Here is a 15,112-nt window from a genome sequence, read left to right as displayed (position 1 = left end):
TACCACAGGCATATCCAGAGCGGACTGACAGAGGTGCACGGGCCGGCGGCCAGTGCACCTCTGTCAGGGATGGTCAGATGCCAGGATCAGGCGCCCGGGTTACACTTACCGAGTGAGCCACCCGCGAACATCGGATGGTTGGGCTCATAGGTGACTTTATCTGCCGAGGTCACGTTGACCACTTCCAGCAGATCGAACTCTGATGTTGGGTTCTCTTTACCGCGCACCACCAACACGTCCTTGAAGCACTGATGATCGTCAGCGCGGTAAAGGGTCTTGCCATTGCCCAACCCATCGAACTCAAACCCTTCCAACGCTTCAACGATGGCACAGGGGTTAAAGCTACCCGCCCGCTCGGCGGCATCGGCATACAGCAGTGTTTGCACATAACAGGTATGCGCGGCCTGTGAAGGAGGCTGGCCATACTCTTTACCGTAGGACGCCACGAAGGCTTTGGATCCTTCGTCCTGCAGCGACCAGTGCCAGTTGGTAGACCCGAAAATGCCTTTAACGTTGTCGCCGGCACCGCGAGCCATGAGGCGGGAATACAGTGGCACCACGATTTCAAACTGTTTGCCGTTGACCTTCTTCTCCCGCAAACCGAACTGAACCGCATTGGTCAAGGAATTGACCATATTGGAGCCATAGTGGTTCAGAATCAGCACATCCGCATCGGAATTGGTGACGGGTGCAATGTAGGACGAGAAGTCGGTCGCTGACAACGGCGTCCGAACGGCGTTCACCGTTTCCCACCCAAGCTCTTCAGTGGCGGCAATCATGGACTGCTCCTGAGTCCAGCCCCAGGTATAGTCTGCTGTCAAATGATAGGCTTTGCGGTCGTTGCCATAGTGTTCCGACAATACCGGCGCCAGCGCCGCGGCCGACATGTAAGCGTTGAAGAAGTGTCGGAAACCGTTGGCTTTTTTATCTTTACCGGTAGTGTCGTTGGAATGGGTCAGACCTGCCATGAAGATGACACCGGCGTCCTGGCACAGAGACTGAACGGCAACCGCCACCCCGGAGGAGGAACCGCCGGTGATCATGATGGCACCGTCTTTCTCGATCATCGCTCGGGCCGACGCACGGGCGGCATCGGATTTGGTTTGGGTATCACCGGTGACGTATTCAACCTTGCGGCCCAGAATGCCGGTGCCTTTGAGCATTTGCGACGAGAACGTGCCCAGCATACCGCCGTCGCCTTCGCCATTGAGATGCTTAACGGCCAGTTTATAGGCGCGCAATTCATCGGCGCCCTCATCCGCGTAAGGGCCCGATTGAGGGACGTTGAAACCCAGTACCACGCTGCCTTTGCCAGGTTCATTGGTGAAGGCACCGGCGGTTCTGGAAAAGATGGTCGGTGCGACTAGCCCTGCCCCTAAAACAGCGCTGCCTTGCAGGAACTTTCGTCGATTCAAATAATAATTAGACATGTGCTTCTCCCGGAATTGTTCTTGTTGTTTGGTAGCTGAACACCCTTGATTATTTTTTGCCCAGATGTCACCACAACTCTAACTTTCCAGAGGTCTGACAATTTAGCAATGAAAGTTCATCGAAGTTACAATTAATGTCTAATGATTGGTGAGGATCAGGCCTCTGGAGGGTACTTAACGCCCGGAATGAGCATTTTTCGCAGTCGGATGCCCACACGGAGTGCCGGGGCCACCACCCGACAGTCAGGCCGTGATGCCCGTTTTGAGAGTATTAAAGGTTTAAAGTCTCGATCGCAGTGGCGAGAAGGCCGACCGCAGGACGCCAACGACACGGAGTAGCACCGCAGTTGACAGGGCCATAATGCGAGCAGATCCATTCCCTTGGTAGCCGCCAAAGCGCGCGTTGGCGCAGCCACGCAGGGACACCCCCAAATTGCTCACATCGGCCCGTTTTAACTCGCCTCCGCTGACGCCTTGCGCTCCCGTTCCAGCAGCATTCGTTTGCGCTCAACGCCCCAGCGGTAACCGCCCAACCCGCCGTCGCCACGAATCACCCGATGGCAGGGAATCGCCAGCGCGACCCGATTCGCGGCGCAGACATTGGCGACAGCCCGCACGGCTTTGGGCTGACCGATGGCTTCAGCCACCGCCTTGTAGGTTCTGGTTTCGCCTTTCGGTATCCGGCACAGATAATTCCATACCTTCATTTGAAACACGGTTCCCCGAATATCAGTCGGTAAATCAAGTTCAAGATCAGCATCCCTGAGATGATCGCAAAGCGCCTGCATCCAGACCCAGAACGTTTCAGATCCGCCCGCGGGCATCCTGGAGACTTCGGCGGCAGGGTATTCAGCCACCAGCCGGGTAAGCATCTCCGCCTCATCGTCACCCAACTCAACAAAGCACAAACCACGATCGGTGGCAGCCATCAACAACACGCCCAGAGGCGTCGGCGCAGTGGCATAGGAAATAGCCATATCCCGCCCGCCCGACTGGTACTGGGCCGGTGTCATACCCATATGGGTGGGGACTCGCTCATACGCCCGACTGACCGAACCAAAACCGGCATCATAAATTGCGTCGGTGACGGTGCCCGGAGACTTTAAACCCTGTTTGAACGTGCGCAACCGGCAGCCTTCGGCGTATTGCTTGGGGGTCACCCCGACAATCGACTTGAAACGACGCTGCAAGTGGTACGAACTCATGTGGGCCTGACGACCCAAATGCTCCAGCGTCAGTGACTGGCCCACGTTGGCTTCAATATACCGACACAACGCGTGCATCCGCTGCCGGAGCTCCTCGTTGGTTGAGCGCTGCTCCGGGTGACACCGCTTGCAGGGCCGCATACCGGCTTGTTCAGCTTCGGCCGGGGTGCGGTAAATCCGGATATCCTGCCGACACGGTTTACGCGCAGCGCATGATGGCCGGCAGTAGATACCGGTGGACATCACACCGTAGACGAACTGGTCATCCCAACGACGGTCCCGGTCTTGTATCGCTTGCCACTGCTGCTCTTCATTCATGCTTTGCTCGCCATTGCGGTTCGAATGTGCCCAGTATGTCATCCCGACGACCCGGCACTATCCGTTTCTTGCGGAATTATCCAAAGCGCTGGCACTGGGCCAACAGACCACGGTAAATCTTAAGATCGGCGGCTGAAAAACAGCAAAAAACAACCTCGCTCAAAGGGCTGCGATCCGTAACATGCAGCGCCACTGCGTCAATCGCAATACCGGCAGCCAGCGCGACTGGGTAGCCATAGATACCAGTACTGATGCTTGGAAAGGCAATGCTCCGGACGCCATGCTGCTCGGCAATCGTCAGGGCACGCCGGTAGCAGGACGCCAATTGGGCCGGTTCACCGCGGTTTCCACCGTGCCATACCGGACCGACGGCATGGATGATCCAGTGAGCCGGCAATCCGAAGCCCGGGGTCAGCTTGGCGTCGCCCACCTCGCATCCGCCCAGCTGCCGGCAGGCTTCAAGCAGCTCCGGGCCGGCGGCCCGATGAATGGCACCGTCCACACCACCGCCGCCCAGCAGGGATGTGTTCGCGGCATTCACCACCGCGTCGACGGCGAGGCCGGTGATATCAGCGTGTATGGCATGGACTAGGACTGACATAGGTCATGCGCTCCCTGGCCCGTTGCGGTGACTACTCCAGCGGCACCGTCGGCAGCCAGGTAGCGGACCTTTCAACACCACTTTACAGCACCACATTCAGTACGACATTCAGGATTACGCTCACCGCTGCACTTAGCGCGGACACTGGCACAATGACGCCCATAACCCTGGCGGCCGGCAACGGTTCAGGCCGTCATTTCCTGATCATCGCTGTAGGCGCCGCGTCTGGCCAGGCTGTTAAGCCGGGCGCGCTTCAGGAAGGCTTGCTGGGCTTGCTCCCGGCGCTGCGGATTACCGGCCCAAGCACTCATGGCCGGTTCCTGCAAGGCCCGGCCAAAAGACATACTCAATTGCCAGGGCGTCCGGTCACGCCTGCTATTGAGCGCATTCAGGTTGGCTGTCGCCTCCTCAGGCGTCTGGCCACCGGACAGAAAATTGATGCTGGGCACCGCGGCCGGCACGGTGCGGCGGAGAACCTGCAACGTGCGGTCCGCCACGTCGTCCGGAGACGCTTTGCCAGCCTCTTTGCCTGGTGTGACCATACTGGGTTTCAGGATCATGTGCTCTAACGCAACCCCGTGCCGGTGCAGGGCGTGAAACACCGCGTGCCACACCTGCTCGTTAACCTCGGCGGCCCGGTCCATACTGTGGCTACCGTCGATCAACACTTCCGGTTCCACAATGGGCACGATGCCCATGTCCTGACATACGGCTGCATAGCGCGCCAGCATTTCAGCGTTGGCGGTGAGCCCGAGAAGGGTTGGGTTATGGTCACTGATGGGATAGACCTCCCGCCACTTGGCAAACCGGGCGCCCTGGCTCTTATAACGCGCCAACCGATCACCGAGCCCGTCCAGACCATAGGTAATCATATCCCCCGGTGCCCCGGGCAACGGTCCTTTACCCTGGTCCACCTTGATGCCGGGAATCACCCCCTGCGAAGCCGCCAACTCACTGAGCAGCGTCCCACGGTCATCCCGCTGGCCCAGGGTTTCTTCATAAAAAATGACGCCACAGATATACTTGCCCAGCTCCGGTGTCGACAACAGCATTGACCGATACCAACGTCGATTTTCTTCCGTTGATTCAACTCCGACTGCTTCCAGCCGTTTGGTCATGGTTCCTGTGCTTTCATCGGCCGCCAAAATGCCCCGCTCGGCGTCGATCATGTCTGCGATGGTTTGCTGAAGTTCCGCATCGGTCGACATAGTCTATCCTCCCTGTTGATAAAAAAACCTCGATGACTGCTGCGTTGAACGCGATGTACAAGAACCCGTGGGGGCCAGTTTGCCGATATCAGCCTATCCCGACAGCAGGGGCGAGCCCCCGCCATGGACGGTCGGGCTCAAGGAAAAGTATAGGTAAAAGTCCGGCCATCGGCTAAGCCCTTGGTCGGACTCTCATCGTATCGCGACATAATGACAAGGTCATAGACCACCCACATCCAATGCCTGGGCAACCGCAGCGTGGGCGTGAATTCTGGTGGTATCGTACAGCGGCACATCGATGTCGCTTGGCTGCACGAGCAACGCGATTTCCGTGCACCCCAGGATCACGGCCTCTGCGCCCTGAACCCTCTGCCCCTCAATGATACTGACAATGCGCTGTCGCGATTCCTGCCGCAGGATGCCCTGACACAACTCCGAATAAATGACCTCATGGACAGTTTTCTGATCGTCCGCCGCGGGCACCGTTACCTCGATGCCATACCGTTGCTGCAGGCGGTCCTTGAAAAAGGGTTGTTCCATGGTAAACCGTGTGCCCAACAGCCCTACCCGAGTAACACCTGCTTGCTTGAGCGCCGCCGCAGTGGCGTCGACAATGTGAACGACGGGGATCTCAATGGCCGCCTGAACCTGATCGGCCACCTGGTGCATGGTGTTGGTGCAAATTAACAACAGATCCGCCCCAGCCTGTTGGACCGAGCGTGCATGCCCGGCGAGCAATTCAGCCATGCGCTGCCAGTCACCCTGGCGCTGCAGTGCCTCAATGTCGGCAAAATCCACGCTGACCATGGCGATTGGGGCCGAATGAAAGCCACCCCGATTCGCTTTTACGGCCTCATTGATAATCCGATAGTAACTCGCTGTGGACTCCCAGCTCATTCCCCCAAGTAACCCTATGGTTTTCATCGCTGCTGTCTTCCCCCTCTGTGTTGTCGTAATGCCAGTCGCTGGGTTCGATCGACACAGGCGGCCAGACCGGTGGCTCTGGGCCCGGGGCAGACGATCCTTTGCAATGAGCATAGCCGCTTCCCTGCTTGCTAGGCCAACAGCTGCATCTCGAGAAACTCTCGAAACCACAAATGCGCCCGGTCCTGCTCCAGGGCCTTGGGCCAAATAAGGTATATCGGTACTTTTGGCGTCGGTACCGGAAATGGCAGCACCTGCAGCTTCAGGCCAGGGGCCAGATGCTGGGCCAACCGCAAGGGCACGGTAGCGATTAGGTCACTGGCGCTGGCCACCGACAACAGGTTGCTGTACTGCACCACCTGGGCACCCACTTTGCGATGCCATCCGGGTCGGCCAAGGATTTGATCCAGCGGCAGGGTTCGGCGCTCATTCAGCGGCAATACCACATGCTCCGCGGCCAGAAATTCCTCCAGCGAAAGGCTGTCGCTAATCACTGGATGCGACTGACGCACAACCACCGCGAGCGATTCCTCCCCGACGACCTTCGCCTGCAGGCGATCATCCTCAGGTACCTGCGTATCCAGTGCGAAATCCGCCTCTGCATTCAGCAGGGTGCGAACCCAGCCAGCCTGCTGGGCCAGTATATGGATGCCGATGGTGGCGCTTTGGCTGCGCAAGGCCGCCATCAATGGGCCCAGCGCCAGGGTTTCAAAATAGTCCACGGCCAACAGCCGAAACGTCCGGGCCGCGGTGGCAGGATGAAAATGCTGACCGGGGTCCAGGGCGTCCGCCAATGTATGCAGGCCGGCACTGACACTCTGGTAGAGTGCCTGGGCACGAGGCGTCGGTGACAATCCGGCCCGGGATCGGGTAAACAGCGGATCACCCACTGTCAGACGCAGCCGCTGGAGTGCCGCGCTGACGGCTGGCTGGCTCATTCCCAGCCTCACCGCCGCACGAGACAGCTGGCCTTCGTCAACAACCGCGACAAAGACTGGCAACAGATTAAGGTCGACCGATCGTAAATTCAGCTTCATGGATATTATTTATACAGAACATTGATTGGTCAGAAAACCAAAACATCAGCGATCCTCTAACCCTCAGCCATCGATCCACAATTTACCCAGAATAATAAGAGGGGAACTGTCATGACATTGAACGACTTGGTCGCACTGTCGGTATTGGGCTTTATCCTGATCGCTGCCAGCTTTGAATTTCTCAGCGGCCGGAGCGCCAACGGCGCCCGCACCGCCCAGGACTGGAAAGTCGCGGGCCTGACCACCGTCTTGATGATCGCGGTCCAGCGTCCCTTGGTCCTACTCATCATCGGTGCAACGCTGAGCGTGGCGGTACCCGGGAGCGCCGGGGCTCTGGCCTGGCTTGAAGCCGAGTATTTCTGGCCAACCCTGATTGTCTTCTTCTGCCTTGAAGAGCTGATCCATGGCGCTGGTCATTACTTCGCCCACTGCCGACGCCCCGGACTCCGTTGGCTGCAGTCGGTGCAAGCCGTGTTCAAGCTCTCCCACCGCCCACACCATTTCAGTGGTGACGATGACCGGGGCCAACTCACCGTCACCCAGACCTTCACCAACGGCTGGCTGTGGTGGCTGATCATGCCGAACTTCTGGTTCCAACTGCTGGGGCTGTACCTGGGGCTGGTCGAAGTCTTTCTTTGGGCAACGGTGGCCAAAGGCCTATGGTCGGCCCATACCCACACCAATTGGAACTACGACCTGTATTTCCACAATCACCGTTGGGCATGGGTCCGCAAAACGATGTGGGCCCTGGCGCACGTTTTCACGTTTCCCACCCAGCATCACCATCACCACGCGCGGGGTCGAAACTCCGCGAAAAATGTCTGCGGCTCACTGGCACTGTTTGACTGGTTGATATTCGACACACTGGCCATCGAAACCCATCGCCCCGCGACCTACGGCTGGAAGCAGTCCGAACGCGAACAAAAAAGTGTGCTGTTCCGTTACTTCAATACCGATGTTGGCAAGTATTTGAAATCGTAGCCAAAACTCGCCATCAGACCACAAAGCACGGGCATGTCAGCGTCACCGAGGCATGACTTCCTGGTTGCCGGGCTTCCCCCCCTAGCGGCCGATTTAAAGACCCCGCCCTATTCAGCCGGATGCCGACCAATAGACCATACCAGGCGACCAATCGGGTCGGCTGTTGTGAGTCACGTCTGCCACCATGGCGCCCCCTAAACCAACACCAACACAGGGTCCCCGAGCTGGTCAAAGTCTGGCTCGACCCCCAACCCGGGACGGTCGCTTACGGCCATAGTGCCATGGGCCGTCTTCGGTGCGCCGTGGGCCAGTTGAACCGTGTTGTAATTATGCAGGTCCGTGGTGTTGAGCAGCCATTGTGGTGGGGTACTGGCGGCCAGATGCGTGTAGGCCGCCGTCGCAATGCCACTGCCCCAGGCGTCCTCGATCGTAAGGGCTACTCCGGCCGAGACACAAAGATCCCGGATCAGTCGCGACGTTGTTAAACCTCCGAATTTGCTGACTTTGAGCGCCATTGCGTCCATGGCATCGTCACGCAGGGCTCGCTGCACATCCCCAAGGTTGTTCAGGCATTCGTCCAGTTTGACTGGGTGCGCCACCCGTTGCCGGACCGACAGGCACTCCTCGTAGGTTCGGCAGGGTTGCTCCAGATAGAGATCGATGTCCGCAACCGCCCTGGAGATGGCAACCGCCTGATCCCGACGCCAGGCACCATTGGCATCGCCCATCCAGACTTCGCCAGCCTGAAAGGCAGGGGCAAGCGTCCGAAGCAATTCAATGTCCTGTTCCTCAGTCTGGCCGAGTTTGATCTGAAAATGGCGAAATCCGTTGCGCCGATGCGCCGCCACCACCTGCAATGTATCTTGCGGCGCAGCCAGCGGTACCACCCGATGCAACGGCAGGGTCGCGGTCAGCAACCCCCCCAGCAAAACATGGACCGGCAGGCCCGAGGCCTTACCAAGCAAATCCCAGCACGCAATATCAATCGCAGCCTTGGCATACGCCTGGCCATTGAGCACCTGGTCCATTTTCATCATCAGCCGGGCGGTGTGCCGGGGATCCTCGCCCAGGATCGCCGGGGCCAGTTCTCGCAAACAAGGCACCACGCCGCCAGCAAAGGCCGGCATGTAACTTGGCCCACAGGGGCAAATTTCACCATAGCCCTCAAGACCGGCATCGGTCCTGACCACGACCACCGTGCTGGTAAACAAGTGGTAAGACCTCCCGCCCGCAAAGGCATAGGCCTGGCCCACGTAGGGCAACTCAGCGGCATACACATCCAGTCCGACGATACGCATACGCTTTGCACCTCCATTTGCAGGTAGACGACACCCAATCTTGCGTTACAGCTCAACCATAGGCGCAAGGCCGCGAGAATTCACGCGCCTGCCACCACGTGGTATCGGCTTAACAACTGATTGAGTGCCCGCGATTGAGCGATACCCACGTCCCCATGCTTCTGCGATAATCGGACGCCATGAGACTCGACCGCTTCATCAGTAAACATACCGAACACAGTCATCAGACCGCCAGACTCCTGGTGGCCAGAGGTCGCGTTCGTGTCAATCAACAACAGGTGCACGACCTCCGTGCCGATATCGACCGCTTTGCAACCGTGACCCTCGACGGTGAGGTGCTGCAGGAAAACACCGCTCACTACCTGATGCTGCACAAGCCGGTGGGCTATCTCAGTGCCACCCGCGATCCTTGCCACCCCACCGTGCTGGAGCTGGTGGCCCCGGAACTTCGCCCCTGCCTGCATATTGGCGGGCGTCTGGACCGCAGCACCTCTGGCCTTTTGATCCTCACCAACGATGGTCTCTGGTCGCGCCGGCTGACTGAGCCCAAGCTCAAGGTTCCGAAGGTATACCACTTGCGAACTGCGGCTCCGATCAGTGCCGAGACCGCCCATCGCTTTGCAGAAGGTATTTATCTCAGCTACGAAGACCTCACCACCTCACCGGCACAGTTGCAGCAACTCGGCGAGCGGGAAGCTCGGCTGACCATTTATGAAGGCCGCTACCATCAGGTCAAACGCATGTTCACTGCCGTGGGAAATCGCATTGTGGCACTGCATCGGGAGCGTATGGGAAGCATTGATCTGGGTGAAGACTTATCTTCAGGCGCTTACCGTGCCTTAACGCCAATTGAGATTGCATCGGTGGGTTAAATCTTTCCGGCCAGGAAGAGCCATGTCTTCTAAACTTTTACATAACTGCACCGGCTGACAGCCGGTCGTTACTCTGGCAGTGCTTTCCTGACGTCAGGGCCCAAAGGACGAAAACACCAATGCCCTGACACTCGGTTCCCTTTCAACGTTCGGGAACCGTGTGTCAGGCCGATGGCAATTTACCAGGTTTGGCGATACTCCACGCCGCCACGGGGGCCGAGGATCACACCGAAGTACAAATCCCTGCGATCGCGGTCATGGTCCCGGTAGCGAGGCTTATCATAGCGTGTCCGCCAGTCGGAGTGGCCGTGGCGATGGCCATGGCCATGTCTGGCAGCATGTTTGCCATGTTTATAGCCGCCCTTGTGTTTATTCCCATGGCGCCACTTGCCATGATGACCCTTGCCCTGATGACCACCACGATTATCGTTGTAGCCATGCCTGGCTTGCTGCAATCGTCCTTTACCCTCATGCCCGGCGGCATGATCACGACCAGCGTTTCGCTCATACTGTGCGGTTATTTTATCGAAGGCTTTGGATTCGGCCAGTACACCGCCTGAAAGACTCAAAAGCGTAATGGCAACACCTGTCATCAGTAGGTTTTTCATAAGGCAGTCCTTGTGTGAGTACCTACCGACAAGCGTAACCGCGTGAGTGTCAACTGCTGTCTGGACCCTGTAAATTTTGTGCAAAGGCGACTCAGCCAACCACCGGAAAAGTTGTTGTAATCCAGAGCGTTTTCTTTAGAAAGTTTAATTCCCCCAAATACCGCAATTGCGACAGAGGAGGACTACACTAGAAAGTGTTACTACCCCACTCACGGAGGAACCACCATGCGCTACATTATCGCACTCGTTGTCAGTTTATTTCTGGTCGGCACGGTACAGGCCAACCAGTGCCCAGCCTTGGTTCACAAAATTGACAGCGAATTGGACAGCAGGCAGTTACCTGCGGATGCGGTCAGTGAGATAAGAGCATTGCGGGATCAGGGTGAAAAGTTGCACCAGCAAGGGAAGCACGGCGAATCCGTAGCGGTGCTCAAGCAAGCAATGGAACGCCTTGATGAGGCCTCGCAGTAGACCATCACCCGCGCAAGACCGTTCAATCGGGCAGCCTTTTCGATAGCGCTGCCCGATTGACTTATTTCGCCGGCACCGGCCAGTCAGCCCGCTGTCGAGCGCCCTAAAACCTGCTTCACCGTCAGGCCTTGAAACAGGATAGAAAACACCACCACCGCGTAGGCCATCGGCAGAATCAGATCCCGTTCCGGCCCGGCGGGCAGCGCCAAAGCCAGTGCAACTGAAATACCGCCTTTCAGGCCGCCCCAGGTTAACGCCAGAATGGAGCTGGTGGTGTGCTCCTGAAACGGCTTTAACGCCATTACCGGTAAACCTACCGCCACCAGACGCGCCAGAAGCACCAACGGGATTGCCGAAAGTCCGGCCCAGAGCACCGGCAGTTCAAAGGTGACGATCAGAACCTCGAGGCCAATCAACAAAAACAGGACAGCGTTCAGCACCTCATCAATCAACTCCCAAAAGGTGTCCAGGTGTCGCTCGGTTTTTTCGGACATCGCATAGCGCCGGCCATGGTTGCCGATCATCAGCCCTGCGACCACCACCGCCAACGGACCGGACATGTGCATCCGGCTGGCCAACGCGTAACCGCCGGCCACCAGAGCAATGGTAACCAGTATTTCGACCTGGTAATTATCAAGCCCACGCAGCAGGTGGTACCCCACCCACCCCAAAACAAACCCCAATACCAACCCGCCCACTGCCTCCTCCAGAAACAGCAGGCCGATGCTTTGGAACGTGGCCTCCCTGTCCCCCTGCGCAATGCCCAGAATGGCGATAAACATCACCACTGCGACACCGTCGTTGAACAGGGACTCACCGGCAATCTTGGTGGACAATGTTTTCGGCGCGTCGACTGATTTCAGAATGGCCAGTACCGCCACCGGGTCGGTTGGCGCCACTACAGCCCCGAACAAAAGACAATAAATAAACGGCAGCGGTATGGTAAGCCAGCCCAGCACCAGCCACATGGCGCATCCCACCAATAAGGTGGTGACCACCACACCCAGCGTTGCCAGCAATGCCACCAGCCATTTCTGATCGGCCAGATCATCGAGGTTGACGTGCAGGGCGCCGGCAAACAGCAAAAAGCTCAACAGCCCGTTCAGCAACGTCTCACCCAGATCAACCTGCGCAATCAACTGCTCCGCCCAGCGGGTCAGGTCCTGCCCGCCCAGGTAGTTGATGCCGACCAGCACCAGCGAAAATGCCAGCGAAAACGCCATCACGGCGATACTCGTTGGTAGACCGATAAACCGGGCGTTGATATAACTGAACAACGCAGAGAGGCTCAGCAAGATGGCGACGATTTCAAACAGTGTCATGTGTTCCTTCACTCAGCGGGCAGGATCGAGCCCATGATTGGACCAGATACGCCCGCCGACTTCCACCACCACAATACGCAGGGCCGGCGGGCCCCTTGATTCAGATACAGGTGATGATCCATGGCCGAGATTTTGCCGTTCCAGCGCCCTCCAAAGAAAACGCCCCGCAAGGGGCTCTGTCAACACGACTTCCACAAATGGGAGGTCTGCAAAGCCAAACAATTCGACGTCCAGCAGGGCCGTTTGGTCACGGTGTACCGCTGCCAGCGATGCCAAAAACAAAAGGTGAAGGCTCACTGAAGACCGACGCTGAAAGGCCTTGACGAGAACCGCCGTTTGCCCGAATGATCAGAGTGGCAAACCGTCACTTTGTTGAGGTCTGTATGAGCAACCCTTTCGCCAGCACCAGTGATCGTCTTATTGTCCGCAATGCCACCTTGCAGGATATCCCTGCCATCATTGCCATGAGCCTTCGGGTCTACGCCGGCACCGGCATGTACGGGTACACCGAGGGCCCGTTGATCGGCCAGATCAACACCTTTCCACAAGGCCAGTTTGTTGCCGTGTTCGGGGACAAGGTCGTGGGTTACTGCGCCACCTTCCGAATCGCCGGTTCGATTGCCCTGGCACCCCACACCTGGACCTCCATCACCGGCAACGGTTATGCCTCCCGCCATGACGTGGAAGGCGATTGGCTCTATGGCATGGAGGTGTGCGTCGATCCGGATTTTCGCGGTTACCGCATTGGCCAGCGCCTGTACAACGAGCGCAAACGGTTGTGCGAATCCCTTGACCTGCAGGGTGTGGTCTTTGCCGGGCGCCTGCCTACGCTCAGCCGACGGCTGAAAAAGTTCGAATCGGTCGACGCCTACGTCGAGGCAGTGAAGGCGAAAAAGCTACGCGACCCGGTGCTGTCGTTTCAGCTTGATAACGGCTTTGAAGTACACGACATCATTCCCCACTATCTGGACGCTGACCATGCCTCTCTCGGTTACGGCATTCATCTGGTCTGGCGCAATCCCAAGGTGCAGCAGAACGGACTCGATGACAAACGGAAGCGATACGGCAAGCGTCTCCCGGACACCGTTCGGATCGGGACCGTGCAATATCAGCAGCGACCAGTCGCCTCGTTTCAGGAATTCAGCGACATAGTGACCTATTTTGTCGACGTGGTGTCGACCTACAAAGGTGACTTTGTGGTGTTCCCGGAGCTGTTCACCTTGCAGTTGCTCTCCATCGAAGCCCCCACCGCGACACCGGCCGAGGCCATTGAGGCGGTCACCGTGTACGCAGAACCCTACAAGGCGTTGATGCGGGACCTTGCCCTGCGGCACAACATCAACATCATCGGCGGCTCGACACCGGTCCGTGACCCGGCCGGAGGCATCAATAACATGGGGTATGTGTTTCTTCGCGACGGACAGGTCTACCAGCAGGCCAAGATTCACCCGACCCCGAACGAGGCCTACTGGTGGAATATTCGCGGGGGTAACCGGGTAACGGCGATAGAAACCGATTGCGGGCCGATCGGCGTGTTGATTTGCTACGACGCCGAGTTCCCCGAATTGACCCGTCACCTGGTGGATCAGGGTACGCAAATCCTGTTCGTGCCGTTTTGTACAGATGAGCGTCAAAGTTATCTGCGCGTTCGTTACTGCTGCCAGGCCCGGGCCGTGGAGAACCAGATGTATGTGGTGCTGTCCGGCAATGTGGGCAATCTTCCGAACGTGCCGAATATGGAACTGCAATATGGTCAGAGCTGCATTCTGACGCCGTGCGATTTCCCCTTTGCCCGGGATGGCATCGCGGCGGATACCACACCGAATGTCGAGACCGTAGCCTTTGCCGATCTCCGCCCCGGCACATTGATGACCGCACGCAACAGCGGAACGGTGAAGAACCTCCACGACCGGCGACACGATTTGTACAACGTGCAGTGGCGAGGTCACTAATCCCAGCAACTCACCTTCATCGGCACCGGTCATTGAGTAAACAGCCGGGGCTGGACTACGCTGATATTACGCGTGTGACAACGTTCCCGACTGGATAAACGTCTGCGGATGTGGAGGCAGTTGATCCCGATGGCAACCAACGAGCAGGAGCAACGCTTCGACTGGAAGCACTCACCCACGCTTGCCCTTCTGGGCAGTGTGCTCGTGGTCGGCGTCATTCTCGCGATTCTCTACAGCCTGGGGATGCATCAGCAGGTGGTGAGCCTGCTGCAGTGGTTTGACGACCAGGGCGCCTGGGCGGCTGTGCTGTTCGTGCTGGTTATGGCGGCCGTGATGCTGTTGCTCCTGCCAGGCGTGCTGTTTACCACCGGCGCCGGCTTTGTTTTTGGCGTTCTGGAGGGCACCGCCTATGTCGTTGCAGGGACCGTACTCGGTGCCTCGCTGGCCTTTCTGACCGCCCGCCATGCCTTGGGTGACCGTGCCAGAACTTACCTGCTGTCCCACGCCCGGCTCAGGCTGATGAATGAGGAACTGGCTCCCCATGGCTGGAAAGTCGTGCTGCTCACACGCCTGATACCGTTTTTCCCCAGCAAAGTGTCGAACTTTGTCTTCGGCCTGACTCGTGTGTCGTTTGGTGGCTTTTTCATGGGCTGTCTGATCGGCTACATTCCATTTTCGCTGCACAATGTTTACCTGGGTTCCATTGCCGCTGACATTACCACGATGGGAGTGCGTCACACGGCCCGCACCCCTCTTGAATGGACCATTTATGGATTGGGCTTTGTGGCGACGGTGGTTGCGATCTTCTACCTCAACCGGCTTGCCAAGCGGGCACTGGCAAAATACACCCGCCACAAGACACTGTCGGAGGATCCGCCGTGAGCT

At 58.0% G+C, this 15,112-nt stretch carries 15 protein-coding genes; 6 read left to right on the top strand and 9 right to left on the bottom strand.

Annotated features, from left to right (window positions below; all coding sequences use genetic code 11):
* Nucleotides 1-86 precede the first annotated feature (86 nt).
* The 6 genes from GRX64_RS13225 to GRX64_RS13200 form a co-directional block, all read right to left on the bottom strand.
* Nucleotides 87-1,430 (bottom strand): substrate-binding protein, encoded by a 1,344-nt coding sequence (locus GRX64_RS13225; RefSeq protein WP_166267982.1) that lies wholly within the window; start codon nucleotides 1,428-1,430, stop codon nucleotides 87-89.
* A gap of 452 nt (nucleotides 1,431-1,882) precedes the next feature.
* Nucleotides 1,883-2,995, bottom strand: coding sequence for a bifunctional DNA-binding transcriptional regulator/O6-methylguanine-DNA methyltransferase Ada (ada, locus tag GRX64_RS13220; RefSeq protein ID WP_207308805.1), 1,113 nt, complete (start codon nucleotides 2,993-2,995; stop codon nucleotides 1,883-1,885).
* Nucleotides 2,996-3,029: 34 nt separating this feature from the next.
* The gene (locus tag GRX64_RS13215) at nucleotides 3,030-3,554 is read right to left on the bottom strand and encodes an O-acetyl-ADP-ribose deacetylase (protein ID WP_166267980.1); all 525 of its coding nucleotides are present in this window, start codon (nucleotides 3,552-3,554) and stop codon (nucleotides 3,030-3,032) included.
* Between the two features lie 185 nt (nucleotides 3,555-3,739).
* Nucleotides 3,740-4,762 (bottom strand): class I fructose-bisphosphate aldolase, encoded by a 1,023-nt coding sequence (locus GRX64_RS13210; protein WP_166267978.1) that lies wholly within the window; start codon nucleotides 4,760-4,762, stop codon nucleotides 3,740-3,742.
* A 219-nt stretch (nucleotides 4,763-4,981) separates the two neighbouring features.
* Entirely contained in the window at nucleotides 4,982-5,686 is a 705-nt protein-coding gene (locus GRX64_RS13205; protein ID WP_166267976.1) for an aspartate/glutamate racemase family protein, read from the bottom strand.
* 131 nt (nucleotides 5,687-5,817) lie between these two features.
* Nucleotides 5,818-6,723, bottom strand: a complete 906-nt coding sequence (locus tag GRX64_RS13200) for a LysR substrate-binding domain-containing protein (RefSeq protein ID WP_166267974.1) — start codon at nucleotides 6,721-6,723, stop codon at nucleotides 5,818-5,820.
* A 111-nt stretch (nucleotides 6,724-6,834) separates the two neighbouring features.
* Here GRX64_RS13200 and GRX64_RS13195 point away from each other — a divergent pair, with 111 nt between their 5' ends.
* Nucleotides 6,835-7,704 carry a sterol desaturase family protein gene (locus GRX64_RS13195; protein WP_235937679.1) on the top strand — a complete coding sequence of 290 codons (870 nt, stop codon included), beginning with the start codon at nucleotides 6,835-6,837 and terminating at the stop codon, nucleotides 7,702-7,704.
* A gap of 194 nt (nucleotides 7,705-7,898) precedes the next feature.
* Here the strand turns inward: GRX64_RS13195 and GRX64_RS13190 are convergent, their stop codons facing one another.
* Nucleotides 7,899-9,002, bottom strand: a complete 1,104-nt coding sequence (locus GRX64_RS13190) for a mandelate racemase/muconate lactonizing enzyme family protein (RefSeq protein ID WP_166267972.1) — start codon at nucleotides 9,000-9,002, stop codon at nucleotides 7,899-7,901.
* A 179-nt stretch (nucleotides 9,003-9,181) separates the two neighbouring features.
* Here GRX64_RS13190 and GRX64_RS13185 point away from each other — a divergent pair, with 179 nt between their 5' ends.
* Complete coding sequence (locus GRX64_RS13185) at nucleotides 9,182-9,874, top strand: pseudouridine synthase (RefSeq protein WP_166267970.1); 693 nt, start codon at nucleotides 9,182-9,184, stop codon at nucleotides 9,872-9,874.
* 179 nt (nucleotides 9,875-10,053) lie between these two features.
* Here the strand turns inward: GRX64_RS13185 and GRX64_RS13180 are convergent, their stop codons facing one another.
* Nucleotides 10,054-10,482 carry a hypothetical protein gene (locus GRX64_RS13180; RefSeq protein ID WP_166267968.1) on the bottom strand — a complete coding sequence of 143 codons (429 nt, stop codon included), beginning with the start codon at nucleotides 10,480-10,482 and terminating at the stop codon, nucleotides 10,054-10,056.
* 225 nt (nucleotides 10,483-10,707) lie between these two features.
* On the opposite strand from GRX64_RS13180, the gene GRX64_RS13175 reads away from it, so the two are divergent.
* The gene (locus tag GRX64_RS13175) at nucleotides 10,708-10,953 is read left to right on the top strand and encodes a hypothetical protein (RefSeq protein WP_166267966.1); all 246 of its coding nucleotides are present in this window, start codon (nucleotides 10,708-10,710) and stop codon (nucleotides 10,951-10,953) included.
* 83 nt (nucleotides 10,954-11,036) lie between these two features.
* On the opposite strand, the gene GRX64_RS13170 is transcribed toward GRX64_RS13175, so the two are convergent.
* Entirely contained in the window at nucleotides 11,037-12,275 is a 1,239-nt protein-coding gene (locus GRX64_RS13170) for a cation:proton antiporter (protein WP_166267964.1), read from the bottom strand.
* A 120-nt stretch (nucleotides 12,276-12,395) separates the two neighbouring features.
* Between GRX64_RS13170 and GRX64_RS13165 the strand changes: the two genes are divergently transcribed.
* From GRX64_RS13165 to GRX64_RS13155, 3 genes are all read left to right on the top strand, one after another.
* The gene (locus GRX64_RS13165; RefSeq protein ID WP_166267962.1) at nucleotides 12,396-12,575 is read left to right on the top strand and encodes a hypothetical protein; all 180 of its coding nucleotides are present in this window, start codon (nucleotides 12,396-12,398) and stop codon (nucleotides 12,573-12,575) included.
* A gap of 83 nt (nucleotides 12,576-12,658) precedes the next feature.
* A complete protein-coding gene (locus GRX64_RS13160) occupies nucleotides 12,659-14,227 on the top strand; it encodes a GNAT family N-acetyltransferase (RefSeq protein WP_166267960.1) in 1,569 nt (522 codons plus the stop codon).
* Nucleotides 14,228-14,356: 129 nt separating this feature from the next.
* Nucleotides 14,357-15,109, top strand: coding sequence for a TVP38/TMEM64 family protein (locus GRX64_RS13155; protein ID WP_166267958.1), 753 nt, complete (start codon nucleotides 14,357-14,359; stop codon nucleotides 15,107-15,109).
* Nucleotides 15,110-15,112: the final 3 nt, after the last annotated feature.

It is taken from the genome of Marinobacter caseinilyticus (assembly GCF_011074955.1).
In the GTDB taxonomy this organism is placed as follows: domain Bacteria; phylum Pseudomonadota; class Gammaproteobacteria; order Pseudomonadales; family Oleiphilaceae; genus Marinobacter; species Marinobacter caseinilyticus.
This window is presented reverse-complemented; position numbering and strand designations above follow the sequence as displayed.

What these genes read in the sequence shown, in the direction of transcription:
- GRX64_RS13165 (WP_166267962.1), top strand. Translation starts at nt 12,396, where the DNA reads ATGGCCGAGATTTTGCCGTTCCAGCGCCCTCCAAAGAAAACGCCCCGC.
- GRX64_RS13205 (WP_166267976.1), bottom strand. Translation starts at nt 5,686, where the DNA reads ATGAAAACCATAGGGTTACTTGGGGGAATGAGCTGGGAGTCCACAGCG.
- ada (WP_207308805.1), bottom strand. Translation starts at nt 2,995, where the DNA reads ATGACATACTGGGCACATTCGAACCGCAATGGCGAGCAAAGCATGAAT.
- GRX64_RS13185 (WP_166267970.1), top strand. Translation starts at nt 9,182, where the DNA reads ATGAGACTCGACCGCTTCATCAGTAAACATACCGAACACAGTCATCAG.
- GRX64_RS13180 (WP_166267968.1), bottom strand. Translation starts at nt 10,482, where the DNA reads ATGAAAAACCTACTGATGACAGGTGTTGCCATTACGCTTTTGAGTCTT.
- GRX64_RS13200 (WP_166267974.1), bottom strand. Translation starts at nt 6,723, where the DNA reads ATGAAGCTGAATTTACGATCGGTCGACCTTAATCTGTTGCCAGTCTTT.
- GRX64_RS13175 (WP_166267966.1), top strand. Translation starts at nt 10,708, where the DNA reads ATGCGCTACATTATCGCACTCGTTGTCAGTTTATTTCTGGTCGGCACG.
- GRX64_RS13155 (WP_166267958.1), top strand. Translation starts at nt 14,357, where the DNA reads ATGGCAACCAACGAGCAGGAGCAACGCTTCGACTGGAAGCACTCACCC.
- GRX64_RS13215 (WP_166267980.1), bottom strand. Translation starts at nt 3,554, where the DNA reads ATGTCAGTCCTAGTCCATGCCATACACGCTGATATCACCGGCCTCGCC.
- GRX64_RS13190 (WP_166267972.1), bottom strand. Translation starts at nt 9,002, where the DNA reads ATGCGTATCGTCGGACTGGATGTGTATGCCGCTGAGTTGCCCTACGTG.
- GRX64_RS13195 (WP_235937679.1), top strand. Translation starts at nt 6,835, where the DNA reads ATGACATTGAACGACTTGGTCGCACTGTCGGTATTGGGCTTTATCCTG.
- GRX64_RS13210 (WP_166267978.1), bottom strand. Translation starts at nt 4,762, where the DNA reads ATGTCGACCGATGCGGAACTTCAGCAAACCATCGCAGACATGATCGAC.
- GRX64_RS13225 (WP_166267982.1), bottom strand. Translation starts at nt 1,430, where the DNA reads ATGTCTAATTATTATTTGAATCGACGAAAGTTCCTGCAAGGCAGCGCT.
- GRX64_RS13170 (WP_166267964.1), bottom strand. Translation starts at nt 12,275, where the DNA reads ATGACACTGTTTGAAATCGTCGCCATCTTGCTGAGCCTCTCTGCGTTG.
- GRX64_RS13160 (WP_166267960.1), top strand. Translation starts at nt 12,659, where the DNA reads ATGAGCAACCCTTTCGCCAGCACCAGTGATCGTCTTATTGTCCGCAAT.